The following is a 25,666-nucleotide window of genomic DNA, read 5'->3' as shown; positions in this document are numbered from 1 at the left end:
GAAGCCGCCTGCCACTTCGTCGAAGAAATCGAAAGCGGCCAGCTTAAACCGAACTACATGGAAAAAGCGGCTTTTTAATTAATATAGAAGGAATTCAAACCCGTTGCCGGAAAGGCAGCGGGTTTTCCGATTGGAATTGCTTACGGAGCGGATTTGCCATATGGGTTGCGGATTTGCAGTATGGGGCGCGGGTTTGCCGTATGGGATGCGGATTTGCAGTATGGGGCGCGGGTTTGCAGTATGGGATGCGGGTTTGCCGTATGGGTTGCGGGTTTGCCGTATGGGTTGCGGATTTGCCGTATGGGATGTGGATTTGATGTATGGGATGTGGATTTGCAGTATGGGGCGCGGGTTTGCAGTATAGGTTGCGGATTTGCCGTATGGGGCGCGGGTTTGCAGTATAGGTTGCGGATTTGCAGTATGGAGCGCGGGTTTGCCGTATGGGATGTGAATTTGATGTATGGGATGCGGATTTGCAGTATGGGATGTGGATTTGATGTATGGGATGCGGGTTTGCAGTAAGGGATGCGGGTTTGCAGTAAGGGGTGCGGTTTTGCCGTATGGAGAGCGGGTTCGCAGTATAGAGAGCGGAGTGGGTTTGCTTTATGGGGGCGAGCTATTGTTACCCCCGTCCATTCGTACTTACAGCCGCCGGTCCAAAGCCAAAACCCCCTCTCCGTCACCCGGAGAGGGGGTTCACAGGCATGATTACAAGATCCACATGCCGACCAGGCCGCAAAGAACGCCGAGCAGGATGACGGCTCCGGCGACGAACCAGAGGACTTTCCTCGGGAACGCGCCGGCGACGAGAATCAGGGACGGCAGGCTGATGGCGGGCAGGGTGATGAGCAGGGCGGCGGCAGGTCCGGTGCCGAGCCCGGCGGACATGAATGTCTGGATGATCGGAATTTCCGCGGCGGTCGGGATGACGAACAGCATTCCGCCGATTGCGAAAAGCAGGATCATGAGCAAGGTATTGCCGGATGCGCCGTCAAGCAACGGGAAGAGCCATGGGCGCACCGCCGCAATGAGCAGGACCGAGATAAAGTAGGCCGGGATGATGAAAAGCGCCATCCGGCCCATGCTCTTCAGCCATCGGGAAAGGAAGCTGCCCTCTTCCGGAGACATCGCCGTTTCTGCTTGTTCCACCTTGCGGGCGAGTTCCTCGGGGGCAGGTATAGGAGCAAAACGGTTGGCCAGGTAGCTGATGCCGAAGACGAGCAGGATGCCAAAGACGGCTCGGAGCAGCGTAAACTCCCAGGAAAGCACGAATGTCATGAAGATGAGGACCGCCGGATTCAGCACCGGGTTGCCGAGCCAGAAGGCGAGGGCCGCTCCGATTGAGACGTTCTTTTTTCGGAGACCCGCGGCGACGGGGGCCGCGCAGCAAGTGCACATCATGCCCGGAAGGCTCGTCAGTCCGCCGATGGCTGTGCTGCCGAAGGATGTCTTGCCGAGTGTGCGCATCAGCCAGTCAGCAGGGAGCAGGACTTGTACGAGTGAGCCGAGCACAATCCCGAGCACGGCCGCTTTCCAGACCGCAAGAAAGTACGTGACCGTGTATGACCAGGTGCTTTCCCAGGAGAATGACCCGGCATCTGCCGGGTCCCCGAGGATGGAATCGCCGATGGACTGCGTGGTGATGGCGGTTATGCTTTTATCGACATAGGGAACCCATTTCACGTACGCAAGCCCGATCACCGCGACGAGAAGGAAGATGACTGCATATAAAATCGTCCGTTTTCTGTCAGACGCGTGGTTGGTATTCATGTTCAGGACCTCCTGTAAACTGGTAACCGGAATAGTATACCACCCGAATCGGAATACTTCTATTAGAAAATCCCCTGCCGCAAGGGCAGGGGATGGAGTCAGGCTTCCTGGAACTGAATGTTATGAAGGTGTGCGAAGATGCCGCCTTTTTGTACAAGTTCCTCATAGCCGCCATCTTCCGCGATACCGTCTTTTGTCACGACGACAACCCGGTCGGCGTTGCGGATCGTGGCAAGGCGGTGGGCGATCACAAGAGTCGTCCGGTTTTCGGACAGCTCCTCGAGTGATTGCTGGATGATGCGCTCCGTCTCGGTGTCGAGCGCCGAGGTTGCTTCATCCAGGATGAGGATCGGCGGGTTTTTCAGGAACATCCGGGCGATGGCAAGCCGCTGTTTTTGGCCACCGGAAAGCTTGAGGCCGCGCTCTCCGATCTGCGTTTCGTAGCCGCCAGGCAGATCCGAAATAAATTCCTCCAGATGGGCTTTCCGGGCGGCGTGGTACACTTCCTCGTCTGTGGCGCCAAGCTTGCCGTAGGCGATGTTTTCGAAAATGGTTCCGGTAAAGAGGAACACATCCTGCTGCACGATGCCGATCTGTGAGCGCAGCGACTGCATCGTCATGTCCCGGACGTCAATGCCATCGATGGAGATCGAGCCGAGGTCGACATCATAGAACCGGGGAATCAGCGAGCAGATGGTCGTCTTGCCTGCGCCGGAAGGCCCGACAAAGGCGACTGTCTGCCCTGGACGGATCGACAAGCTGATGTCGTTCAGCACCGGCTTGGAGTCATCATAACTGAACGATACCCGGTCAAAGCGGATATTTCCGTTCAGGTGGGGAACGTCAACCGCATCCGGGCGGTCGAGCACTTCCGGCTCCTGATCGAGCAGTTCCCTGAACCGCCGGAATCCGGCCATGCCCTTCGGGTACATCTCGAGCAGTGCCGCGATCTTATCCACCGGTTTAATCAAAACGTTGACGAACAGCACGAAACTCACGAGTTCCCCATAGGATAACCGGTCGTTATAGGAAAACCAGGCACCGACGACGAGAACGAGCAGCGTGACAAGCCGTGTCAGCATATACATGCTGGAATGCGTCCAGGCCATGACTTTGTAGGCCGCAATCTTGGCCAGCCTGAAACTTCCGTTGTCTTCCCGGAACCGATTCATTTCGAACGCCTCATTCGTGAACGATTGCACGACGCGAACCCCCGACACGCTGTCCTCGACACGCGCATTCACGTCAGCGATCCGGCTGTACATGTTCCGCCACGCCTTGTTCATCTTCGTGTTGCAGAACGTGATGACCGCGACAAGGAACGGAATCATGATGATGGTGATCAGCGCCAGCTCCGGATTAATCGTGTACATAATCGAAAACGCACCGACAATCGTCATGATGGCGATGAAAATATCCTCAGGCCCATGGTGGGCAAGTTCACCGATGTCAAAGAGGTCGTTGGTGATCCGGCTCATGATATGACCGGTCTTCGTGTTATCAAAAAAGCGGAACGACTGCCGCTGCACATGGTCGAACAGCTGCTGTCGCATGTCGGTCTCGATGTTCACCCCAAGCTTGTGGCCGAGATAGGAGACGATAAACTGCAGGAACGTACTGAGAAGGTAGATGCCAAGCAGCAATAGACTGACCCAGACAATCCGGCCCCAGTCACCGGTCGGAAGCAGTTCATCAATGAACCACTGCACGGCGACAGGAAAGGCGAGCTCGAGCAATGCCACGAACACGGCGCTTGAGAAGTCGATGATGAACAGCCGCTTGTGCGGTTTATAATAGGAAAAGAATTGCTTGAGCATAGAATCCTCCAATGGGTGATTTGACTTCCGCCATTATAGCGGAACGAAGATGAATCCGGAAGAGGACTGGGTCTTTTGTCGGGTTTCTTCCGGAAAACGGAACTTCTCCATTAACGTCACCGTATAACGGACTGTACCCAAACAGAGAGGTGGTAATTCTATATGAAGAAACTCTTGATGGCCATGGCAGCCGGATCCCTGACACTGGGTCTTGCGGCATGCAATGAGACGGCCAAGCCGATGGAAGGCACGCCGGAAGAAAAGCAAAGCGACCTGACGGCGGAAGAAGTTTACGAGAAAGCACTGACTGCTTCACAGGAAATGAAAAGCACGGAAGCGTCTGTTGAAATGGACCAGAAAATCTCTGTCCCATCCCAAGATGTGGAGATGAACACGCACACCAACATGGACATGGAAATGACACTGGATCCGGTTGCGCTTCACCAGAAGGGTACATTGACCTTGAGTGACGCCAGCGGGGAAGAGAAGTCGGCGGATATCGACGTCTATATGACCGAAGACGGAACGATGTACATGCGTGATCCTCAGGGAGAGCAGTGGCTCAAGATGACCGGGGCCGTACCCGGGCTCGATCAGCTGACGCAGCAGCAGCCGGATCCTTCCGAACAGCTTGAACAGCTCCGGGAATATGCAAAGGATATGAAATTCGAGCAGAACGAGAATGAGTATATCCTGAAGCTGACGGCCGACGGTGAGAAGTTCAATGAGCTGATCAAGCAGACGCTGCAGGAACAGCTTCCGCCCGAAGCACTTGAACAGATGAGCGAAGATGAACAGAAGGCACTCGAAAACATGAACATCAACGAACTGCAGTACGAGATGTTCGTGGACAAGGAATCTTTCAACATGACTGCGATGAACATGGTCATGTCGATGTCGGTGGAAGACCAGGCCGAGACGCTCAATATCGATATCGATTCGAAAACCGCGTACTCGAACATCAATGGAATCGAGAAAATTGAAATTCCGCAGGAAATCATCGACTCCGCAGTTGAACTTCCGCAGCAATAATGGATTATAAAACCGCAGCCTTCACACGGCTGCGGTTTTTATATGCCGCGGGACCTCGGGGAGGGATTCGGAAGTCCCTGGACAGAGGCGCCGGAAAAGACACAGACAGACCGTTCAGATTCCAGACGATAATCATTCTAAACTAAATGATAATCATTTTCATTTACTCTTTGACTTCATGAAAACGCATGATATAATAGCTATTGCAAGGGTGGTGAGAATGATTTTCAACATAACATTCTCAATAGCCTTTTAAATCGCAGTGCATCGGGGATAGCCATGAAGACACGTTACTTGATTGCCGGGCTCGTCATCCTGTCGTTCCTATCTTTGTTCGTCGGGGCGAGCAGCATCACACCAATGGACCTCTTGGATTGGAGTTCCGAAGAAACCCAAATATTCTTGATCAGCCGTGTGCCGCGTCTTGTCGCCATCCTGCTTGCAGGAGCCGGCATGAGTGTCGCCGGCATGATCATGCAGCAATTGAGCCGAAACAAGTTTGTCTCGCCGACAACAGCAGGGACACTGGATGCGACCCGTCTCGGGATCCTCGTATCCATGCTCCTGTTCACGAATGCGACGATACTCGAGCAGATGGCCATCTCGTTTGCATTCGCCCTGGCCGGGACACTTTTGTTCATGCAGATCTTGGAGCGCATCAAGTTCAAAGACGCGATTTTCATCCCGCTTGTCGGGCTGATGTTCGGGAATATCTTGTCCTCTCTGACGACATTCTTCGCCTATAGGACGAATGTGATCCAGAACATCTCCGCCTGGCTGCAGGGGGACTTCTCCATGATCATGTCGGGACGTTATGAGCTTCTGTACATCAGCGTTCCGATCCTGTTCCTCGCCTACCTGTACGCCAACCGGTTCACGGTTGCCGGGATGGGGGAGGATTTCTCCAGGAACCTCGGCCTCAACTACAAATTTGTGGTGAATTTCGGACTGATCCTGGTTGCATTGATCACTGTAACGGTCGTCCTCACGGTCGGCATGATTCCGTTTCTCGGACTCATCATCCCCAATATCGTCTCCATCATGAAAGGGGACAACCTAGAGAAGACTCTGCCGCACACGGCGCTCATGGGCTCGATTTTCCTGCTTGTCTGTGACATTCTCGGACGTGTGCTGATCTATCCATATGAAATTTCCATCAGTTTGATGGTCGGGGTCATCGGCAGCGGCATCTTCCTCTACCTGCTGTTCAGGAGGAAAGCCTATGCGTGATTCCACAAAACTTATCATCCTGTACGCGCTGGCGGCGCTTTTTGTCGGGCTGTATCTGTTCCATGACCTGAACGGCAGCTACGATTATGCCCTCCCGAGAAGGGGCGTGAAGGTTGCGGCAATGGCCGTGACCGGCATCGCCATCGCCTACGCAACGGTCGTCTTCCAGACGATCACCCAGAACCGGATTCTGACACCTAGCATCATGGGACTGGATTCTCTTTATATGCTGATCCAGACGGTCATCATCTTTTTCCTTGGCTCTACCCATATCACGGTCGTCAACAAGCAGGTCAACTTCCTGCTATCGGTCATCGCGATGGTCATTTTCGCGCTGCTGCTTTATCAGCTCCTCTTTAAAAAGGGGAACCGGCCGGTCTACTTCCTGCTCTTGGTCGGAATCATCGTCGGGACATTTTTCAGCAGCATCTCGACATTCCTCCAGGTGCTGATCGACCCGAATGAGTTCCTCACTGTCCAGGATGCGATGTTTGCCAGCTTCAACAACGTCAATTCAGACTTGGTCTGGTTGTCCATCGCGGTTGTCGCTGCTTGCATCTTCATCGGTTGGCGCCAGCTCCGGATCATGGATGTGATCTCGCTTGGCCGGGATATCTCCATGAACTTGGGCGTACCGTATGACAGGATGGTGCGCAGCACCCTGATTCTTTCGGCGGTTTTGATCGCCGTCTCCACGGCGCTGGTCGGCCCGATCACCTTCTTCGGTCTGATCGTCGCCAATCTGAGCTACCAGTTCATCAAGTCTTATAAGCATTCCATCACAATTACGGCTGCAGCCGGCCTGAGTCTGATCCTCCTCATCGGGGGACAGTGGATCGTCGAACGTGTCTTCACCTTCTCGACCACTCTGAGTGTTGTCATCGAGTTCGCCGGCGGCGTGTACTTCATCTATCTACTACTTAAGGAGAGTCGATCCGCATGATTCAAGTCCGTGAGCTGTCCAAGTTTTATGGAAAAAAAGCCGTCGTCGAAAAGGTCTCGGTTAACATTCAGCGCGGCCAGATCACTTCGTTCATCGGGCCGAACGGGGCGGGCAAGTCCACCCTGCTCTCCATGGTAAGCCGCCTGCTGGATGCAGACACCGGAGAAGTGCTGGTCGACAAGGATGACGTGCGCAAGATGAAGTCGAACGACTTTGCCAAGCGTGTATCGATTCTGAAACAGTCCAACTATATGAATGTCCGCCTTACGGTACGGGAACTTGTTTCGTTCGGACGTTTCCCGCATTCAAGAGGGCGGCTGAATGAAGAAGACATCCGCGTCATCGACCAGGCGATCGAGTACATGGAACTCGGTGATTTGCAGGACAATTATCTGGATGAGCTGTCCGGTGGCCAGCGCCAGCGTGCGTTCATCTCGATGGTCATCGCCCAGGACACCGAGTACGTCCTTCTTGATGAGCCGCTCAACAACCTGGATATGAAGCACTCCGTCCAGATCATGAAGATTCTCCGCCGTCTCGTGGATGAGCTTGGCAAGACCGTCGTCATCGTCCTTCATGACATTAACTTCGCATCGGTATACTCCGACCGGATTGTGGCGCTTAAGGACGGCCGGGTCATCAAAGACGGTCCGACCGAAGACATTATCAACTCGGAGTCCCTGAAAGAAATCTATGACATGGACATTCCGATCAAGCAGATGAGCAACTGCCGGATCTGTGTATACTTTAATTCTTGACCATCTATCACCGACTATGAAAAGAGGGGTTCCAAATGAAGAAATTCACGTTTATCGCAATGCTGATGGCATTTATCCTGTTCCTGGGTGCCTGCGGCAGCGACACTGCCAAAGAAACCGAAGATAGCAAAGGCGGCACATCCGGAGAAACCACTGAAGAAAGCAAGTCCCTGACAATCGAGCATGAGTTCGGGGAAGCAACAATCGAAGGCACGCCTGAGAAAGTCGTCGTCTTTGATTTTGGTATCCTCGATACACTTGATGAACTCGGTGTCGAAGTGGCGGGTGTTCCGCAGGCGAATGTTCCGAGTTACCTGGAGCAGTACGAATCGGACGAGTACACGAACGTCGGCAGCCTGAAAGAACCGGATTTCGAAGCCATTCACAAACTCCAGCCGGATGTCATCTTCATCTCCGGCCGTCAGGCACAGCTGTATGACCAGTTCGCAGAAATCGCGCCGACCGTCTACATCCCGGTTGATCCCACAAACTATATGGAATCTTTCAAAGAGAACATGAACACGGTCGCTGAGATTTTCGGTAAACAAGATGAAATGAACAAGGAACTTGAAGACGTCGACAGCCGTATTGCTGCCATTCAGGAGAAGACTTCCGGCTCTGAAGAAAAAGCTCTGATTATTCTCGGTACACAAGGAAAAGTCAGTGCGTACGGCCCGGCATCCCGCTTCGGCTTTATCCATGATGTCTTCGGCGTAAAGCCGGCTGACGAAGGAATCGAAGCTTCGACGCACGGCCAGAACATCACATTCGAATATATTCTCGACACAAATCCGGACATTCTCTACGTCATCGACCGGGATACCGCGATCGGCGAGGATTCAAGCGTAAAAGAATCGTTCGAGAACGATCTTGTCAAGAAGACGAACGCTTATAAAAATGACAACATCCATTACCTCGATGGTGAATACTGGTACCTTTCCGGCGGCGGCCTGCAGTCGATGAAAGAGATGATCTCCGAAATCGAAGCCAGCTTCTGATCGGTTCCTCCCACGCACCCTGCCTAGCGCAGGGTGTTTTTTATACCGTTCCATGTCACCCGCCTGCATCTTTTGTTCCCGCGGGTATGTGCCCGGCCTCCAGTGATAAAATGAAGAAAGAGTTTGTACAGGCTGGAGGCGTTCAGATGAAGAACAACAAGAAAAGAGCCGGAGCCGCGCTTGCCGCATCCGCTCTGTTTATCCTGCTTGCCCTCTTTTATGATTCCGCGCGATTGCAGGCGTTTGACAAGTTCCTATCCGAGTGGCTGGAAGGTGCTGCATTTCTGAAAGGATTCAGCTATCTCGGCAACCCATCGACCATCGCTTTGATCTGCTCGGTTGTCGTTGTCATGCTCCTGATCAACCGTTCGCCGCGCGATGCGATGTTTATCGTTTTGGCAGTGGGGTTAGGGTATGCGGTGAATGAGGGGCTGAAGGAGTGGTTTGCAAGACCCCGGCCGGATATGCCCGGGCAGCTGGAAAGCTACAGCTTTCCTTCAGGCCATGCGCAAATGGGATTCCTCTATGTGAGCTCGATCGGAATGGTTGCGATGCGGCGTCTCCGATCCGGGTTCTGGCGCAAAGCGGTCCCGGCCGCAGCCGGTATTCTGATCGCCGGCATAGGCGTATCCCGTATTGTGCTCGGGCGGCATTATGCAACGGACGTGCTGGCGGGCTGGGCAGCCGGCACAGCCTTCCTGCTCCTGCTGGTGATCCTGTTTTCTTTCTGGAATCGGGGGCGCCTCCAATCCTGAATGGTGGAATCCCCGATTGTTAGGGGCTCCTTTCATGTGGTATAGATAAGGAACAGCAGGAAAGAAGTGATGGATGATGTACAGGATCAGCGAAGAGCTTGCAGATCTCGGGCGCCGGCGAATGGGCGATGCTCCGGTGGAAGGGTTTGTCTACGGACAGGGTCCCGAACAGCCGGAACTGATGCTCGTCGGCGAGGCGCCGGGAGAATTCGAACTGGTGGACGGCATCCCGTTTATCGGCCGGGCAGGCAAGGAGCTCATGAAGTCCCTCGCTTCAATCGGGTTGCGCCGGGAGGATGTTTATATCACGAGTGCCGTGCGCAGCCGTCCGTATCGCTGGGGCACGAAAAAGGAACGCGACGGCACGCTCACCGAGCGCAAGTATAACCGGGCACCGACGGCAAAGGAAATCCTCGCCCACGCACCGCTTCTGGATGCGGAAATGCGGGACGTGCGGCCGAAGCTTATCGTCACGCTCGGCAATATCGGCCTGCAGCGGCTGCTCGGCAAAAGTTACAAGGTCTCGGGCGTGCACGGACAGCTGCTCGAGGCCCCGGTCCAGTATTTGGCGAACCCGGAGGATCGGACGTACAGCCTGACGGAGGACGTCAGAACGATTATTCCGACCTTCCATCCGGCCTCCGTGTTTTACAACCCGTCGCTGCGAGAAAAGGTGGAGCAAGACTGGCAGACGATTGGAAGGGCGCTCCGGAGGCACGCGGGCCATTGAACGTGAATTCAGCCTGTAAAGGAGGTGGAAGCAGATGACGAGACGGGGAAACAGCAGAAACGAAAAGCAGGCACCGGGCGGACCGCTGAGCGAGCAGGACGCCATCCGCATCATGAGCGGATTGGCCAGTGCCTTCTATGTCCTGGATGAAAATTCGGACTTTATTTACATGAATGAAAAGGCGGCGCGACTGCTGGGCCAAGAAGGGAAAGACCTGGAGGGAAGAAATGCCTGGACCGAATTCCCGGATGCGGTGCCCGCCGGTCTGAAGGAGATGTACGACCGGATCCGTGAAACGGGTATCGCCGAGACGAAAGAAATCTATTACCGGCCCGCAGGCCTCTGGCTGCAAGTGGACGCCCAGGAAATAGGAGAAGGCCGGATTGCGGTCCTCTTCCACGATATCAGCCGTTACAAGGAAGCGGAGACCAGGCTGGAGCTGCTCGCTTACAGGGATAATCTGACCGGACTTCCGAATCGCAGTTCCGCGATTCAGAGGATTACAGAAAGCATCGGGAAGGGGAAGCCGTTTTCCGTCGTCCTTTTTGATATTGATAGCTTCCGCCAACTCAATGATCTTCACGGACATCAAGCGGGGGACCGCTACATCCGGGGAATTGCGGAGCGCCTGAAAGGGATTCTGGAAGATGGCGAAGTTGTCACGCGGATTGGCGCGGATGAGTTTATCTTTCTGACCCGCCGGACGGATCCCGATGAGTTAAAACAGTGGGTACAGGAACTGTTCAGGCAAACCGCAATTTCTGTAAGGCTGTACGATCATGTGAGCTTTTCCGCTTCCGCAAGTGTGGGAATCAGCAGATACCCGGAAGACGCTACGACCACAGCCGAACTTCTCAGCATGGCGGATCATGCGATGCATGAGTCAAAAACCAAGAGGGGCAACTGCTTCCAACTGTTTCATGACCAAATGAGGAAGAGGCTCGATCGAAGAAGGGTGATCGAGGATGACCTCTTCTCCGGGAACTTCAAGGAGAATGGGTTCGCTTGTGTCGTCCAGCCACAACTGGACGGGGAAAGCGGACGCTTGCTCGGGATTGAAACGCTGTCGAGGTGGGACCATCCGGAACTTGGGGTTCTTCCTCCAAGTGAGTTTATTCCGATTGCCGAAGAAACCGGGAAAATCAAGGAACTGACGATTCACCTGCTTAATCTCGTGCTGGAAAAAGGGCAACGCTGGGACATGCAGTATGGCCGTGTCCCGAGGATGGCAGTGAATGTGACCTCGTCCCTTCTGAATGACAAGCAATTCTTCAGCACAATCATGAAAATGCTCGGCAAGTGGGAGATTCCTCCAGACCGGTTTGAAATCGAAATCACTGAATGGAAGGAAACCCTCAGCTCGAATCTGGTCCTCTCCAACCTGAGAAAGTGTCGCAGCCAAGGAATCTCCGTGGCGATTGACGACTTCGGCACCGGATTTTCGGGCCTGTCCTATCTGACCAATTTCCCGGTCGACAAAATCAAGATCGACCGTTTCTTCGTCTCCGGCATCGGCAGGGTCGGCAAATCCGAAGCCATCCTGAAGTCGGTCGTGTCGCTTGCGGAAGGTCTCGGCTGTGAACTGATTGCAGAAGGGGTAGAGACCGGGGAACAGCGCCGATTCCTATTGGGTATCGGGTGCCGCGGCATACAAGGGTATTATTTTGATGCGCCTTTGCCACCAGGGGAGTTTGAAGAAAAGTATTTGCGTTCATGAATGGGACACCTCCGGGATCCGCGCCAAGTGCGCGGTTTTTTTGGGGGCGAGGAGCGGATGATGATCAGACGCCTCCGGCCGGTCATTTCGACGAGGGAGGCATCCGGCAAAACCAAAGTGATTCGGCATAGTTGATCAGGTATTTAGAAAATTCACCTGCAAACAAGTTGCACAAGGGAAACTTTCTGGCATATAATAGCATCATCTTAAATCAGAAAGTGGCTGGTTGAATGGAAGGAAACATATGGATCGCATTCGGCCTGACCCTGTTTGCCGGATTGGCAACGGGAATCGGCAGCCTGCTTGCGTTCTTTACTTCCCGGACAAACACGAAATTCCTGTCAGCCTCACTCGGTTTCTCGGCAGGCGTCATGATCTACGTTTCGCTTGTCGAAATCTTCGTCAAGGCAAAAGATGCGTTGACCGATGAACTTGGAATCACACCCGGCTATTGGGCGACGATTGCCGGATTCTTCGGCGGGATGCTGCTGATTGCGGTCATCGACCGTTTCATCCCGTCAACGGGGAATCCGCATGAAGTGAAGAGCGTAGAGGACATCGGGAAGGGCCCGACAAATGATGAATATGCGAGATTAAAGAAGATGGGCGTCTTTACGGCACTTGCGATCGCCATCCACAACTTCCCGGAAGGGATTGCGACGTTTACGTCGGCCCTCCAAGACCCGACACTGGGAGTGGCCATCGCCATTGCGGTTGCCATCCACAACATTCCGGAAGGCATCGCGGTATCCGTGCCGATGTACTTTGCGACAGGAGACCGGAAGCAGGCGTTCAAATTAAGCTTCCTCTCCGGCCTTGCGGAACCTGCAGGCGCGGTGATCGCCTTCCTGATCCTCATGCCATTTTTGAACGGGATCATGTTCGGTGTCATTTTCGCGGCAGTGGCGGGAATCATGGTGTTCATCTCGGTGGATGAACTGCTTCCCGCTGCGCAGAAATTCGATGAAGCGCATTTGTCGATTTACGGCATGATCGCCGGCATGGCGGTCATGGCCATCAGCCTCGTACTCGTTTCTTGATGCATATTGTCAAACTGTCCGGCACATTGTATAGTTATAAAGTCATCGAAACTATACAACTGTAAAGACAGGTGAAGATAAATGGCTACCTATGCTGACCGGCAGGCGAAAAAGCCTGCCATTTCAAGAAACAGATTGCTCGGCACCGCCGGTCTTGCCTGGATGTTCGATGCGATGGACGTCGGCATCCTGTCATTCGTCATCGCGGCGCTGGCGACCGACTGGGCCCTGACGCCGGGAGAGATGGGCTGGATCGGCAGCGTCAACTCGATCGGTATGGCGGTCGGCGCATTCGCATTCGGTATTTTGGCTGACCGGATCGGCCGGAAAAACGTTTTTATCCTGACGCTTGTGCTGTTCTCACTTGCAAGCGGTCTTTCCGCGGCAACGACGGGACTTGCCGCCTTCCTCGTGTTACGGTTTATTGTCGGAGCGGGGCTCGGCGGAGAACTGCCGGTCGCTTCCACGCTGGTTGCCGAGAGTGTCGGGGCGAAGGAGCGGGGGCGTGTCGTCGTTCTGCTTGAAAGCTTCTGGGCGGGCGGCTGGCTGATCGCTGCCCTGATTTCCTACTTTGTCATTCCGGAATACGGCTGGCGCATTGCGCTGATCCTGACGGCCTTGCCGGCGCTCTATGCGATTTATCTCCGGCTCCATCTTCCGGACTCGCCGGAATTCACGGCGAAAAAGGAAAAGCGGGGGACCATCGCCGGCAACATGAAGGCATTGTTCTCGCCAAAGTACCGCCGGGCGACCGTCATGCTCTGGATCGTCTGGTTCACAGTCGTCTTCTCGTACTACGGCATGTTCCTCTGGCTGCCGAGCGTCATGGTCATGAAGGGCTTCGACCTGATCCACAGCTTCGGCTATGTGCTTCTCATGACGCTCGCCCAGTTGCCGGGATACTTCACCGCGGCCTGGCTGATTGAAAAGGCCGGCCGTAAGTTTGTCCTGAGCGTCTTCATGGCCGGGACGGCCATCAGCGCGCTCGTATTCGGAAGTGCCGAGACCACCTGGCTGCTGCTCACGGCCGGTGCCTTCCTCAGCTTCTTCAATCTGGGGGCATGGGGCGCGCTATATGCCTATTCGCCTGAACAGTACCCGACTGTCATCCGTGGTACCGGCACAGGAACTGCGGCCGCTGTCGGCCGGATCGGCGGCATATTCGGCCCGCTGCTCGTCGGCTCGCTTGCAGGCGCGGGTGTCGGACTTGGCCTGATATTCGCCATCTTCACCGGTGCCGTACTGATCGGAGTAGCAGCCGTGCTGATTCTCGGCACGGAGACGAAGCAGATCGAACTTGAATGAAACCCCAACCACCCCCTTTCCGTAAACGTCGGAAAGGGGGTTTTCTCATGGAAACAAAGGATCTTCATGTATCGGTCAGCCCGGCGCGGGCGGCAGGCTTGGTCATTGACGCGCTGACCGTCAGTTCGGTGAGCGGCAGGATCGTGGATCAATACACGAGGCGAGGAGGCGATTGCGAAATTGTCGTCCTCATCATGGAAAAGTACTTTATGAGAACCGGCAACCGCGCCACGCTCACGATGGTGGCAGATAACTTTGACGGGGACGGGCGCACAAAGGTCAGGCTGACCGGATCCGGCGGCGGAAACGGCGCTTTCATGAAATTCGACTGGGGAGCCGGGGCCAGCTTTTCGGGAAGAGCGGAAGAAGCGCTTGCGGAGTGCCGTGTATGAGCGGCTTACCGGAGTCCGGCTGCGGAAAAACACTTTAAATTGTCCAATCGGACCTAGAACAATTGGGTCCTGACACATATAAGACCTAAAATAAAGCACACAGGGAACAGAATCCCGGTGTGCTTTATTCATGGTTCCATTCATAATAAGTGAATTTCATAACCTCGTTGTTCATGACGAATGTCTCTTCATCCGTCCCGGTGTGGAGAAAGCCGTTCTTCTCAAGGACTCTGCATGAGGCGATGTTCGTCGTGGTGGTTTTGGCAAGAATTTTCCGGACGCCGACACTGACTGCGAAATGAAGCAAATCTGCCAAAGCGCGGGAGGCCACGCCTTTTCCACCATGTGCTTGGGCAATCCGGTAGCCGAGCTCGCCGGTACCGCTCTCGGCGTCGATGTCGGTCAGGTTCATCCTGCCGAGGATCCGGTTGGCCTCGTCCTTAATCAGGAAAAAGCGGGATCCTCCGGCATCCTGCTCTTCAAGCAGTCCGCCGAACCGCTGCAGAAACACTTCATAAAAGAAATAATCATCCCCTCGGCCAGGCACTGAAGCTTCAAAGAATTCCCTGTTCTCGGTCTCGAAGGCATACAGCAACTCGCTGTCTTCGCACCGGAGCGGTTCCAATCGAATGTCCATCAATTATTCCCCCCATTCAAACAGAGCCGCTTCAGACGGCTCTGTTCGTCATTACTGCGATGCCGGCTTTCTTTTTGTAATCTGCATACAGCCAACCATTCAGAATGGAGAGAAGGATAAGGAAGGCAAGCGGGACAGCCCACAGGCTATCCGTCGGAGCTGCCCATCCGACGAGCGTGGATATGATTGCCATGACCGGCGCCATGAGATAGTAGGCTTTTGTATCATACAGCCAGCCGTACGGGAGAAAATGCGCCCCGGCAATCACGGCAAAGATGAACACCATCGCTTCAGGCCGGCTTCCGAGTGCCCAGAACACGAGCGGGAAATAGGCGAACTGGGCAAGGTTGCAGACCAGGCCCAGGCTTCCGAGCGGATTGTCCTTTGATTTCCAGTCGGCTTTCAGCAGACCGGCGAGACCGACGGCCACCGGGAACAGCAGGCCGGTCAGCGCGAGCAAAATAATATTCTGGAGCCGGAGCTCGATCGGCAATAAAAAGGCGGCGGTGATCAGCGTCCAGACAACCACCCCTGAAAGCAGAAAGGGCAGTCCGTTTTTGTTGCGCAGTGCGAGATCATGCTTTAGCGTATGCAGGTTCATCTGAATCCCCCCAGTGTGAAATCACCCAAAAGTCCCCTTACTTGGCTGACAAATGCGGCCAGATGACGTCAGCCCAGATCCGGTAACCGAGGTCGTTCGGATGGATGCCGTCCTTGAGCGTTTCAGTCAGCTTGACGCCCCGCTGATCCATGAGTGCAAGCATTTCATCGTGAATGTTGATGTATGGCCAGCCATTTTCCTCGATGAAGTCCTGCGTGCCGTACACGTAGTCAGTAAATCGGAGCCCGAGCGCATTTACCGGCGGCCCGAACTTGTTATCGGTTGTCGGGTTCGGCGAGATGAAAATGATCCGGGTTTCCGGCAGCGTTTTCGAGTACAGCGCGTGCAACTGTTCAAGTGATGCATAAGTGTCTTCGAGTGTGACATTCTTATTATGATTGTTGATGACGGACGTTTCGATGATGAGGACATCCGGGCGTCCCGCGATGACAGGCCCGGTCACTTCGTCCTCAAGCAGGCGGACGGATGTGTAGCCGGAGTGGCCGTGATTTTCGATTCCCAGGGTGTTGAGCGACGGGTAGGCGGTGCGCAGGTGAGCCTGCGTGAGTGCGCGCCATGTTTTTGATTGGTTCGACGAGCCGGAGCCTTTCGTGACGCTGCTGCCGGTGACGGCCATGCGCGCTTCCCCTGTTGTAAGCGCCCGGTAGACGAGGTAGTCCGCGACAGGCTGACCCGGATTTTTCAACGGATCCACCGCTTCGATGGTTGTGACGTCAGCGGATGCCTTGCCGCCTCTGCCTTCCGGGCGGAACAGCAGCAGAAGTGCGCCGGCTGCGGCCAAGAGAAGAAGGAACTTGACTTGTTTCATTCATGCTCACCTGCAGGGACCGGATACTTGATGGCATTTTTTTTGATTTTTCCGCGTGCAGCTTCGTCCAGGTCGAAACCGGCGACATCAGCCAGCTGCAGAAGATAAATATAAACATCCGCGGCCTCTTCCATGATGCCTTCGCGGTTTTGCGCAACAGCCTGCTCGCCGGAGAGCCACTGGAAATGTTCAAGAAGTTCGGATGCTTCAATCGAGACGGAAGTGGCCAAGTTCCGCGCATCCCGGTTGCCCTCTGTCCAACCGCGGGATTTATTGAAAGCGAGGATTTCCTCGGTGAGTGTTTTCATGGTGGTATTTCCCCCTGTTAAATCTGTTTGATTTGAGTATAACCGATATCGGGTAGACAATGAATGGAAGAATGTTTCGGTTTCAAGGAAAGGAGGGGGACGCATGTACAATCCGATCGACCCCGGATTTTTCAGCCGGCCTGTACTGGAACTGGCGCCCGCGCTGCTCGGGCAGTACATCGTACATGAGACACCGGAGGGACTTGCTGCCGCGCGGATTGTTGAGACGGAAGCGTATCACGGACCGGAAGACCGGGCAGCGCACAGTTTCAACAACCGCCGGACCAAGCGGACGGAAGTGATGTTCGCGGACCCGGGCCGGATTTATACGTACCAGATGCACACCCATACGCTCATGAACGTCGTCGCCGGAGAGGAAGGAACCCCGCATGCGGTCCTGATCCGCGGAGCGGAACCGGTGGAGGGACTGGAGCTCATGCAGGAACGGCGCGGCTGGCATTTCAAAATTCCGGAACTGACAAATGGTCCGGGAAAACTGTCAAAGGCGCTTGGCGTCACGATGGCATCATACGGCGGCCTCTGGTATGAGGAGCCGCTTTTCATCGCGCCCGGGCCGGGGCTTGGCGGGGAGTTGAAGGCCGGCCCCCGGGTCGGCATCCAGAACACCGGTGACGCCGTCCACTATCCGTGGCGGTTTTTCGAAGAGGGCAATCCGTTCGTCTCGAAATATCGCTGATGTTTTAGTTGGGGGTCAGGCGGGAAAAGTAGAAATGGACATTCATAAAGGAGTGATCAGATTGGCTAAAATCGCAACAGTCATCACGGACATGTTTGAAGACAGCGAATACACGGAGCCAGCAAAAGCATTCAAGGATGCTGGCCATGAAGTGATCACGATTGAAAAAGAAGCCGGCAAGACGGTGGAAGGCAAGCAGGGACAGGAAAAAGTCACGGTCGACAAGGGAATCGGCGAAGTCAGCGCATCCGATTATGACGCGCTCTTCATCCCGGGCGGATTTTCTCCGGACCAGCTGCGCGCAGACGAGCGTTTTGTCAGCTTCGCGAAAGAGTTCATGGACGCGAAAAAACCGGTGTTCGCGATCTGTCACGGGCCTCAGCTGCTGATTACGGCGAAGGCGCTGGAAGGGCGCAAGGCGACCGGCTACAAATCGATTGCACAGGACATGAAGTACGCCGGTGCGAACTTTGAAGACTCCGAAGTCGTCGTCTGCCAGGACCAGCTTGTCACGAGCCGCCAGCCTGACGACATCCCGGCATTCAACCGCGAATCCCTGCGGGTACTGGAAGGGAAATAAGCTCTTAGTGTGAAGCGCGCCCTTGGCGGCGCGCTTTTTTGGTGTGAGAAAAGGGGGAGCGCGCATACAACCTCTTGAAGCGCGCATAGAAAAGGGATGAGCGCGCATAGAACCCGGTGGAGCGCGCATAGAACTGCTGCAAGCGCGCATAGAAACCTATGCGCGCTCCTATTCCGCCGATTGATAAGCGTTGACTTATATGTTCGGTTGCAAATATAATAAACCGGTATTCTTTTTTGGAGGGATTCCGGTGGAACTGATGGATCTTGAAACTTTCATGAAAGCGGCGGGCGACGGCACGCGGCTGAAAATACTGCAGCAGCTCACAGAGGGCGAGGTATGCGTTTGCGATTTGACGCCGCTTGTCGGGCTGACTCAGCCGGCGGTGAGCCAGCATCTGAAACGGCTTAAGGAAGCGGGCATCGTGACCGGAGAAAAGCGGGGCCGCTGGACGTTCTGGTCACTTGACCGGGCGCATCCGCTGTATGACATTCTGACCGGCCTGCTTTCCGGGGTGCCGGCTCCGGAGCGGACGGTCTGCGACCTTGAAGCAACCGGCGAGAAAGGATGCTGTGACGCATGATGGCCTGGTTCGCGGCACTGATATTCCTCGTTACGCTTGTATTCGTGATCTGGCAGCCGAAGGGGCTGTCGATCGGCTGGTCTGCGATTGCCGGAGCGGTGGTCGCACTGCTTGCCGGTGTCGTCAGCCTGCAGGACGTGTGGGATGTGACCGGCATCGTCTGGAATGCGACGCTCACCTTTGTCGCCCTCATCCTGATCTCGCTCATCCTCGATGAAATCGGCTTCTTTGAATGGGCTGCGCTCCATATGGCTCGTTTTGCCAAGGGGAGCGGACTCAGGATGTTCTTCCTCGTTACGCTCCTTGGCGCAATCGTTGCGGCGCTGTTTGCCAATGACGGAGCGGCGCTGATCATCACGCCGATTGTTCTTGCCATGATGCGTGCGCTCGATTTCAAGGATAAGCTGATTTTGCCGTTTATCATGGCTTCCGGATTCATAGCGGATACCACCTCGCTTCCGCTTGTCATCTCGAACCTGGTGAACATTGTCTCCGCCGACTTTTTCGGCATCGGGTTTTCCGAATATGCTTCGCGTATGTTTGTGCCGAACCTGTTCAGTCTGGCTGCAAGCATGCTCGTGCTTTATCTGTACTTCGGGAAAAGCATCCCGAAACGGTTTGATGCTTCCAAACTGGCGGAGCCCCGCTCGGCCATCCGGGATATGAAGCTGTTCCGCCTTTCCTGGGTGGTGATTGCGGTGCTTCTCGCCGGTTATTTCCTTAGCGAAGCGCTTGGCGTCCCGGTCTCGATCATCGCGGGGATTGTCGCCGTCCTGTTCCTCGCCATCTCCGCGCCGAGCAAGGCGGTCGACGGAAAAGCAGTCGTGAAAGGCGCACCGTGGGCGATCGTCTTTTTCTCGGTCGGGATGTATGTGGTCGTGTACGGACTCCGGAACGCCGGGCTCACCGATGTGCTTGCCAGCCTGATCGAATGGACGGCGGGCCACGGCCTGTACGCGGCAACTGTAGGCATGGGATTTATCGCGGCGATTTTGTCATCGGTCATGAACAATATGCCGACCGTCATGATCGATGCGCTCGCTATCCAGGATGCGGATGTGCCGGATCGCGTGGAGGAGGCGCTGATCTATGCAAACGTGATCGGTTCCGATCTTGGGCCGAAGATGACGCCGATCGGCTCGCTTGCGACGCTGCTCTGGCTGCACGTGTTGTCGTTGAAAGGGGTCAAAATTTCTTGGGGATACTATTTCAAGGTCGGAATCGTTCTGACCATCCCCGTCCTGTTTATTACGCTGACCGGCCTGTATTTGTGGCTGGAAGTGCTTAACTGAGGTGATGGCAATGGAAAAAAAGCTTATTTATTTTCTTTGCACGGGCAATTCGTGTCGCAGCCAGATGGCAGAAGGGTTCGGCAAGGCGATTCTCGGTGACCGCTTTGACGTCCGCTCCGCCGGCATCGAGGCGCACGGCCTGAACCCCGAAGCAGTCCGGGCGATGGAGGAGGCCGGCATCGATATCTCGGCGCAGCAGTCAGAGACGATCCGAGGCGATCTCCTGAAGCGTGCCGACTATGTCATCACCCTGTGCGGGGATGCCCATGACAACTGTCCGGCTGTCCCGTCCGATGCGGTTCGTGATCATTGGGGATTTGACGACCCGGCACGCGCGGAAGGGACGGAAGAAGAAAGACGTGCCGTCTTCCGCCGTGTCCGGAATGAAATCCGTGAACGGATCGAGCTATTTTCGGAGACCGGGGAATAACCGGGATACGCGCCTGGCTGGGCGCGTTTTCTTTGGGGGATGGAGTCTGAAAATTCCGTTGAGCATGGGAGGCGGTTGTGCTATGATATCCGGAAACCCAAAAAGGAGGCGGGACCATGATCAGGCAACTGCTGGAGGCCGACAGGCAGGAGACCATGGCGTTTGTCGGCGTTCAGCCGGCGGAAAACCTTTTTATCATCGGGGATATCGAGGCGTACGGTTTCGATGATCCGATCCAGGCACTTTGGGGCGACTTCGGGAAGGACGGTGTCATGCGTGGCGTTCTCCTTAAGTTCACGGACAATTATATTGTGTGGGCTCCCGGCGATTTTGACGCTGCAGGATTTGCGGGTATCATCAATGCCGATCCGTCGTTCCGCTTTCTCTCAGGTATCGAACCGATCGTCCGGGAGGTGGAGCCATACCTCGATAGGAAACCCGATAACCCGAGGGTGCTGCACTATGCCAAATGCGATACGGCGGCCGGGCTGCCGGCCATCCCACAAGAGATCATGGTCCGGAAGGCGGTTCCGGATGACGCGTCGGCGCTGATTGATCAGATGTATGCCATCCCGGAATTTGCTGACGGAGAATACAGTGTGTGCCACAAACGCCGCACTCTGAAAGAAGGGACGGCAAGAGCGTGGCTGATCGAGGAGAAGGAGCGGATCATCAGCTCCGCCTCGAGCACGGCGGAAAATACAATGTCCGCGATGATCGTCGGGGTCGGGACCATTCCCGGATACCAGCAGCAGGGCCTGGCCTCCTACTGCATGTCCGCGCTTTGCCGGGAACTATTAGAGGAAGGAAAGATGCTCTGCCTTTTTTACGACAATCCTGCAGCGGGCCGCATCTACAAGCGGATCGGCTTTAGGGATATCGGCAAATGGTGCATGTGGACCTACGCACGGAAGCAGGTTCCCGAGGAAAACTGAAATTATTATTTGATTGAAAGTAAATTTTGGAAATAGCACGTCGGCTTCTGACGAATTCTTCACGAATCGTCAGGAGCCATTTTTAGGATGGAAACAGGGGCAGTTAAAGAGGCCCAGCTCCGAAATTGTCAATCAATCTTCAAGGATATGACAGTAAAATCCAATTCGAGATTTCTATCCTATGAAAAACATTTAGAAACGTGGTTAAATGGTAGCAACCGTATTGAAGGGAAGATCCCCATGCTCCACTACAAGACTTACATCAAGGGTGACGATTACCCGTGGGTGACATTTATCCACGGGGCAGGCGGCAGTTCGTCCGTCTGGTTCAAGCAGATCAAGGAATTCCGTAAAGCGCACAACGTCCTGCTACTCGACCTCAGAGGCCACGGCCGCTCTGAACAGGGACAATGGGAGAAGGGTGACTCGTTCCGGGAAGTGGCTGATGATGTCATCGAAGTTTTGGATAAGCTCGGCATCCAGAAATCCCATATGGTCGGGATGTCGCTGGGAACCATCGTCGCACAGACACTCGCGGAATGGCATCCGGACCGGGTCAAGTCGCTGATTCTCGGCGGAGCGGTCATCGGGCTGGATATCCGCACGAAGTTCCTGCTTTGGGCAGGCAATACATTCAAACGGTTCGTGCCGTACATGTTGCTTTATAAACTTTTCGCCTACATCATCATGCCGAGGAAGGAACATGAGGAATCCCGGCTCGCATTTGTCAACCAGGCAAAAAGGATGTGCCAGAAGGAATTTGTGAAGTGGTTTTCACTCACAAAGCTGATTAATCCCTATCTTGCGCGCCTGCAGACTACGACAACCGGCGTGCCGACACTGTTCCTGATGGGGGAAGAAGACTATCTGTTTATCCCGCCCGTCAAGGAGGCGGTGCAGCGCAGCGAGAAATTCCGGCTGATTACGATCAGGAACTCGGGACATGTCTGCAACATCGACCAGCCGGATGAATTCAACCGCCATTCAATCGGGTATATCCATGAGATGGAGATGGCGCACGCTTAAACCTGGAGGCCGAGTGTTTAAGCAAACACCCCAACACATCAAACAACCCCGACCGGGTTTTCCGGTCGGGGTTTCGCATGTTCCAAGGTTACGCCGTAATGGCGTCAAGTTCTGCTGCAGGGCCGAAGAATTCGTAGTGGATCTTCTCGACCGGCACGCCGATCGCCCTGAGTTCATGAATCATCGCATTCATGAACGGTGCCGGGCCGCACAGATAGATGTCGCTGCCTTCGATGACGCGGCTGCGGAGGAAGTCGCGATCCAGGAAGCCTTCCGAGTCCGAGTAGCGGACCGAGCAAGTCGCGTTGTCGTTGCCGGCCGCCATTTCGCGGAGGTCGCCGTCAAATGCCTGAAGCTGCGGGTTGCGGGCCGAGTGGATAAATGCCGCTTTGCGCTCCGGCTGGTTGCTGGTGATGTAGTCGAACATCGCGAGCATCGGCGTGAGGCCGACGCCGCCGCTGATGAGTGTGACCGGAGTCGCCGCCTCTGTATCGAGGAAAAAGTCTCCCGCAGGGACGCTTGCTTCAACTATGTCGCCTACATTCACGCTGCGGTGGAGGAACGTCGAGACCTTGCCTTCGGGATTGCATTCGTCTTCACGCTTGACGGAGATGCGGAACATCTCTTCCTGTGGAGCACGGGACAGGCTGTATTGGCGGATCATCTGGTACTGTTCGCCCGGGATGGTGACGCGGACGGTCAGGTACTGGCCAGGTTTGTAACCCGGTACGCCTTTGCCGTCTGCCGGTTTCAGATAGAAGGAAGTGATGACGTCGCTTTCCTCCACTTTCTTCGCGACGACAAAGTCCTTGAAGCCGTCCCAGCCGTTTTCGGTATTGGCCGCTTGTTCGTACATGTTTTTTTCGACGCCGATGAAGGCATCCGCAATGACACCGTAAGCTTCGCCCCAGGCGTTGAGGATCTCGGGAGTGGCTGCGTCGCCGAGTACTTCCTTGATCGCGCCGAGAAGGTGATGGCCGACGATCGGATAATGTTCCGGACGGACGTCGAGACCGCGGTGCTTGTGTGCAATCTGAACGACTGCAGGTACGATCACTTCCAGATTGTCGATGTACTTTGCTGCGGCGAGCACCGTGTTGGCGAGCGCTGTCTGCTGGCGGCCGCGGGATTGGTTGGCGTGGTTGAAGATGTTCAGGAGCTCGGGGTGTGCTTCAAACATGTTCTTATAGAAAACTGTGGTAATCGTCTTGCCGTGTTGTTCAAGTACAGGAACGGTGGACTTCACGATATCGATTGTCTGTTGGGAAAGCATGTTTACAACTCCCTTTCGGATGGTTTGAGTCGTATTTCTTGATCTGTTTCAAGCATATTCCTGAGCGTTTTTAAAAGCAATATATAAAATACATCTTTAAAGGCATGTCAAGATTCCGTCACATTCCATTCAAATCCCTGTCAAAATTCAAAGAAAACGATTTGCTTTCATTCCGTCATGGCAAGCCTTTATAATTATGGAAAGAAAGGCGAGTGACGATGCATGAGAATGACGATGTACACTGATTATGCGCTCCGTGTCCTCATGTACCTCGGCGCGAAAAAAGACGGCGAATTGTCTACCATCCAGGGCATTTCGGATGCTTACGGAATTTCAAAGAACCACTTGATGAAAATCACCCACAAGCTCGGTCAATTAGGCTATGTGGAAACGGTCCGCGGCCGAGGAGGCGGTGTCCGGCTTGCTGTTCCTCCCGCCGAGATTAAGATCGGCACGGTCGTTCGCCAAACCGAAGACGACTTCAACATTGTCGAGTGCTTCAGCTCCACGGCGAACCAATGCGTGCTCAGCCCCGTATGCGGATTGCGCGGAGCGCTCAACCAGGCGCTGATGGCGTATCTGGCGGTGCTGGATCAATATACGCTTGCCGATTTTCTGATCAATAAACAAGACCTCGCGGCGTTATTGTCAGGCCGGGAGATATGATAGAATTAGGAAGGAAAATTCGAACCAGACGGTCAGGAGTGAAATGCAAATGTCTAAAGTATTGGTTTTCGGGCATAAGAACCCGGACACAGACTCAATCACGTCAGCAATCGCCTATGCGCATCTGAAAAACGAACTAGGAATGGAAGCCGAAGCGGTCCGCCTTGGTGAAGTCAATGACGAGACGGCTTACGCACTGGAGAAGTTCGGCTTCGAAGCGCCGCGTCCCGTGAAGCTTGTTGCCGGGGAAGCGGACGGCGTCATCCTCGTCGACCATAACGAATTCCAGCAGAGCGCAGATGACATCGCGGATGTGAAAATCCTCGAGGTGGTCGATCACCACCGGATCGCGAACTTCGAGACGGCCGATCCGCTCTATTACCGCGCGGAACCTGTCGGCTGCACAGCGACCATCCTGAACAAGCTTTACAAAGAAAACGGCATCGGGATTCCTGCGGAAATCGCGGGCCTCATGTTGTCGGCGATCATCTCCGACTCGCTGCTGTTCAAGTCGCCGACATTCACAGGCGAAGACCGCAAGGCGGCGGATGAGCTTGCGGAAATCGCGGGCGTCAATGCCGAGGAGTACGGCCTTGCCATGCTGAAGGCCGGAGCCGACCTCAGCAAGAAGACGCTCGAGGAACTCGTCAACATGGATGCAAAGGAATTTGAGATGGGCGGCAAGAAAGTGGTGATCGCCCAAGTCAATACCGTGGACATCCATGATGTCCTTTCCCGCAAGAAAGAGCTGGAAGACCTGCTTTACCGCGTCATCGCGGAGCGGGAGCTGGGCCTTTATATGCTGGCGATCACAGACATCCTGAACAATGACTCGACCGTACTCGTCCTTGGCAGCGAAGCCCAGGCGGCATGCGGCGCATTCAATGTTCCGATGGAAGACAACCTGGCCGTGCTGAAGGGTATTGTTTCCCGCAAAAAGCAGATTGTCCCTGTGTTGACAGAAGCCCTGTCGAAATAAGGATTCCCAAAAAGCCCCGGCAATGCCGGGGCTCAGACTGTAGACAAAGTGAGTATATTACTCCGTTGTCTGCAGTTTTTTTCTTTTCCATAAAATCCTCCGGATTTCCGCTGCGGGCCCTCGCTTACCGCGGGCGTTGCCTTAGCCTCCTCGAGCTTCGCTCTGCGGGGTCTTCGGCTAACGCTTTTCCCGCAGGTGTCTCGGGCCCTCCGCTTCAATCCGCCATATGGCTTATTGAGGCAAACCGTACCTGTTTATATAATCGAATGAACAGACTACAAAACGGGTGATGAATATGCTGTTGAAATCGAATGGAACCAATCGCGATCAACTGGAAATGATC

27 protein-coding genes are annotated in these 25,666 nt (G+C 54.7%); 20 read left to right on the top strand and 7 right to left on the bottom strand.

Annotated features, from left to right (window positions below; translation table 11 throughout):
• Nucleotides 1–708: 708 nt before the first annotated feature.
• Together BLT01_RS14330 and BLT01_RS14325 are read right to left on the bottom strand one after the other, a co-directional pair.
• Complete coding sequence (locus tag BLT01_RS14330) at nucleotides 709–1,770, bottom strand: permease (protein ID WP_092098911.1); 1,062 nt, start codon at nucleotides 1,768–1,770, stop codon at nucleotides 709–711.
• A 98-nt stretch (nucleotides 1,771–1,868) separates the two neighbouring features.
• Nucleotides 1,869–3,587: an ABC transporter ATP-binding protein gene (locus tag BLT01_RS14325; protein ID WP_092098909.1), complete on the bottom strand. Its 1,719-nt coding sequence runs from the start codon at nucleotides 3,585–3,587 to the stop codon at nucleotides 1,869–1,871.
• 162 nt (nucleotides 3,588–3,749) lie between these two features.
• On the opposite strand from BLT01_RS14325, the gene BLT01_RS14320 reads away from it, so the two are divergent.
• The 11 genes from BLT01_RS14320 (at nucleotide 3,750) to BLT01_RS14270 (ending at nucleotide 14,487) form a co-directional block, all read left to right on the top strand.
• Entirely contained in the window at nucleotides 3,750–4,619 is an 870-nt protein-coding gene (locus tag BLT01_RS14320; RefSeq protein WP_092098908.1) for a DUF6612 family protein, read from the top strand.
• A 279-nt stretch (nucleotides 4,620–4,898) separates the two neighbouring features.
• Complete coding sequence (locus tag BLT01_RS14315; protein WP_092098906.1) at nucleotides 4,899–5,849, top strand: ABC transporter permease; 951 nt, start codon at nucleotides 4,899–4,901, stop codon at nucleotides 5,847–5,849.
• On the top strand, nucleotides 5,842–6,792 hold the full coding sequence (locus BLT01_RS14310) for an iron chelate uptake ABC transporter family permease subunit (protein WP_092098904.1): 951 nt from the start codon (nucleotides 5,842–5,844) through the stop codon (nucleotides 6,790–6,792). The genes BLT01_RS14315 and BLT01_RS14310 overlap by 8 nt, the downstream gene beginning before the upstream one ends.
• Nucleotides 6,789–7,550 (top strand): iron ABC transporter ATP-binding protein, encoded by a 762-nt coding sequence (locus tag BLT01_RS14305; RefSeq protein ID WP_092098902.1) that lies wholly within the window; start codon nucleotides 6,789–6,791, stop codon nucleotides 7,548–7,550. The genes BLT01_RS14310 and BLT01_RS14305 overlap by 4 nt, the downstream gene beginning before the upstream one ends.
• A gap of 35 nt (nucleotides 7,551–7,585) precedes the next feature.
• Nucleotides 7,586–8,548: a siderophore ABC transporter substrate-binding protein gene (locus BLT01_RS14300; RefSeq protein WP_092098900.1), complete on the top strand. Its 963-nt coding sequence runs from the start codon at nucleotides 7,586–7,588 to the stop codon at nucleotides 8,546–8,548.
• Between the two features lie 146 nt (nucleotides 8,549–8,694).
• Complete coding sequence (locus BLT01_RS14295) at nucleotides 8,695–9,303, top strand: phosphatase PAP2 family protein (RefSeq protein ID WP_176765180.1); 609 nt, start codon at nucleotides 8,695–8,697, stop codon at nucleotides 9,301–9,303.
• 76 nt (nucleotides 9,304–9,379) lie between these two features.
• Nucleotides 9,380–10,033 carry a uracil-DNA glycosylase gene (locus BLT01_RS14290; protein ID WP_092098915.1) on the top strand — a complete coding sequence of 218 codons (654 nt, stop codon included), beginning with the start codon at nucleotides 9,380–9,382 and terminating at the stop codon, nucleotides 10,031–10,033.
• Nucleotides 10,034–10,067: 34 nt separating this feature from the next.
• Nucleotides 10,068–11,750 (top strand): putative bifunctional diguanylate cyclase/phosphodiesterase, encoded by a 1,683-nt coding sequence (locus tag BLT01_RS14285; RefSeq protein WP_092098896.1) that lies wholly within the window; start codon nucleotides 10,068–10,070, stop codon nucleotides 11,748–11,750.
• Nucleotides 11,751–11,980: 230 nt separating this feature from the next.
• Nucleotides 11,981–12,790, top strand: a complete 810-nt coding sequence (gene zupT / locus BLT01_RS14280; protein WP_092098894.1) for a zinc transporter ZupT — start codon at nucleotides 11,981–11,983, stop codon at nucleotides 12,788–12,790.
• Between the two features lie 81 nt (nucleotides 12,791–12,871).
• Nucleotides 12,872–14,095, top strand: coding sequence for an MFS transporter (locus tag BLT01_RS14275; RefSeq protein ID WP_092098892.1), 1,224 nt, complete (start codon nucleotides 12,872–12,874; stop codon nucleotides 14,093–14,095).
• 47 nt (nucleotides 14,096–14,142) lie between these two features.
• A complete protein-coding gene (locus BLT01_RS14270) occupies nucleotides 14,143–14,487 on the top strand; it encodes a DUF6054 family protein (RefSeq protein ID WP_092098890.1) in 345 nt (114 codons plus the stop codon).
• A 124-nt stretch (nucleotides 14,488–14,611) separates the two neighbouring features.
• Here BLT01_RS14270 and BLT01_RS14265 read toward each other — a convergent pair whose 3' ends face one another.
• From BLT01_RS14265 to BLT01_RS14250, 4 genes are read right to left on the bottom strand one after another with little or no spacing between them, the layout of a single operon-like run.
• A complete protein-coding gene (locus tag BLT01_RS14265; RefSeq protein ID WP_092098888.1) occupies nucleotides 14,612–15,124 on the bottom strand; it encodes a GNAT family N-acetyltransferase in 513 nt (170 codons plus the stop codon).
• A gap of 31 nt (nucleotides 15,125–15,155) precedes the next feature.
• Nucleotides 15,156–15,725, bottom strand: coding sequence for a DUF7010 family protein (locus BLT01_RS14260; protein WP_092098887.1), 570 nt, complete (start codon nucleotides 15,723–15,725; stop codon nucleotides 15,156–15,158).
• Nucleotides 15,726–15,762: 37 nt separating this feature from the next.
• Nucleotides 15,763–16,554: an SGNH/GDSL hydrolase family protein gene (locus tag BLT01_RS14255; protein WP_092098885.1), complete on the bottom strand. Its 792-nt coding sequence runs from the start codon at nucleotides 16,552–16,554 to the stop codon at nucleotides 15,763–15,765.
• Nucleotides 16,551–16,862, bottom strand: a complete 312-nt coding sequence (locus BLT01_RS14250) for a nucleotide pyrophosphohydrolase (protein WP_092098883.1) — start codon at nucleotides 16,860–16,862, stop codon at nucleotides 16,551–16,553. The genes BLT01_RS14255 and BLT01_RS14250 overlap by 4 nt, the downstream gene beginning before the upstream one ends.
• A gap of 103 nt (nucleotides 16,863–16,965) precedes the next feature.
• Here BLT01_RS14250 and BLT01_RS14245 point away from each other — a divergent pair, with 103 nt between their 5' ends.
• The 7 genes from BLT01_RS14245 to BLT01_RS14215 all read left to right on the top strand — a co-directional run bounded on the left by BLT01_RS14245 (nucleotide 16,966) and on the right by BLT01_RS14215 (nucleotide 22,405).
• Nucleotides 16,966–17,559, top strand: a complete 594-nt coding sequence (locus BLT01_RS14245; protein ID WP_092098881.1) for a DNA-3-methyladenine glycosylase — start codon at nucleotides 16,966–16,968, stop codon at nucleotides 17,557–17,559.
• Between the two features lie 61 nt (nucleotides 17,560–17,620).
• On the top strand, nucleotides 17,621–18,139 hold the full coding sequence (locus tag BLT01_RS14240) for a type 1 glutamine amidotransferase domain-containing protein (RefSeq protein WP_092098914.1): 519 nt from the start codon (nucleotides 17,621–17,623) through the stop codon (nucleotides 18,137–18,139).
• 259 nt (nucleotides 18,140–18,398) lie between these two features.
• Nucleotides 18,399–18,722, top strand: a complete 324-nt coding sequence (locus tag BLT01_RS14235) for an ArsR/SmtB family transcription factor (protein ID WP_245696947.1) — start codon at nucleotides 18,399–18,401, stop codon at nucleotides 18,720–18,722.
• The gene (locus tag BLT01_RS14230) at nucleotides 18,719–20,014 is read left to right on the top strand and encodes an arsenic transporter (protein ID WP_092098878.1); all 1,296 of its coding nucleotides are present in this window, start codon (nucleotides 18,719–18,721) and stop codon (nucleotides 20,012–20,014) included. Before BLT01_RS14235 ends, BLT01_RS14230 begins: the two co-directional genes overlap by 4 nt.
• A gap of 10 nt (nucleotides 20,015–20,024) precedes the next feature.
• On the top strand, nucleotides 20,025–20,444 hold the full coding sequence (gene arsC, locus BLT01_RS14225; protein ID WP_092098912.1) for an arsenate reductase (thioredoxin): 420 nt from the start codon (nucleotides 20,025–20,027) through the stop codon (nucleotides 20,442–20,444).
• Nucleotides 20,445–20,560: 116 nt separating this feature from the next.
• Entirely contained in the window at nucleotides 20,561–21,379 is an 819-nt protein-coding gene (locus tag BLT01_RS14220) for a GNAT family N-acetyltransferase (RefSeq protein ID WP_092098877.1), read from the top strand.
• A gap of 240 nt (nucleotides 21,380–21,619) precedes the next feature.
• Nucleotides 21,620–22,405 (top strand): alpha/beta fold hydrolase, encoded by a 786-nt coding sequence (locus BLT01_RS14215; protein ID WP_092098876.1) that lies wholly within the window; start codon nucleotides 21,620–21,622, stop codon nucleotides 22,403–22,405.
• An 88-nt stretch (nucleotides 22,406–22,493) separates the two neighbouring features.
• Here BLT01_RS14215 and hmpA read toward each other — a convergent pair whose 3' ends face one another.
• A complete protein-coding gene (hmpA, locus tag BLT01_RS14210; protein ID WP_092098874.1) occupies nucleotides 22,494–23,678 on the bottom strand; it encodes an NO-inducible flavohemoprotein in 1,185 nt (394 codons plus the stop codon).
• Between the two features lie 222 nt (nucleotides 23,679–23,900).
• Here hmpA and BLT01_RS14205 point away from each other — a divergent pair, with 222 nt between their 5' ends.
• Together BLT01_RS14205 and BLT01_RS14200 are read left to right on the top strand one after the other, a co-directional pair.
• The gene (locus tag BLT01_RS14205) at nucleotides 23,901–24,344 is read left to right on the top strand and encodes an Rrf2 family transcriptional regulator (RefSeq protein ID WP_092098873.1); all 444 of its coding nucleotides are present in this window, start codon (nucleotides 23,901–23,903) and stop codon (nucleotides 24,342–24,344) included.
• Nucleotides 24,345–24,393: 49 nt separating this feature from the next.
• The gene (locus BLT01_RS14200) at nucleotides 24,394–25,323 is read left to right on the top strand and encodes a manganese-dependent inorganic pyrophosphatase (protein WP_092098872.1); all 930 of its coding nucleotides are present in this window, start codon (nucleotides 24,394–24,396) and stop codon (nucleotides 25,321–25,323) included.
• Nucleotides 25,324–25,666 lie beyond the last annotated feature (343 nt).

Source organism: Bhargavaea beijingensis (assembly GCF_900101985.1).
Classification (GTDB): Bacteria; Bacillota; Bacilli; order Bacillales_A; family Planococcaceae; genus Bhargavaea; species Bhargavaea beijingensis.
This window is presented reverse-complemented; position numbering and strand designations above follow the sequence as displayed.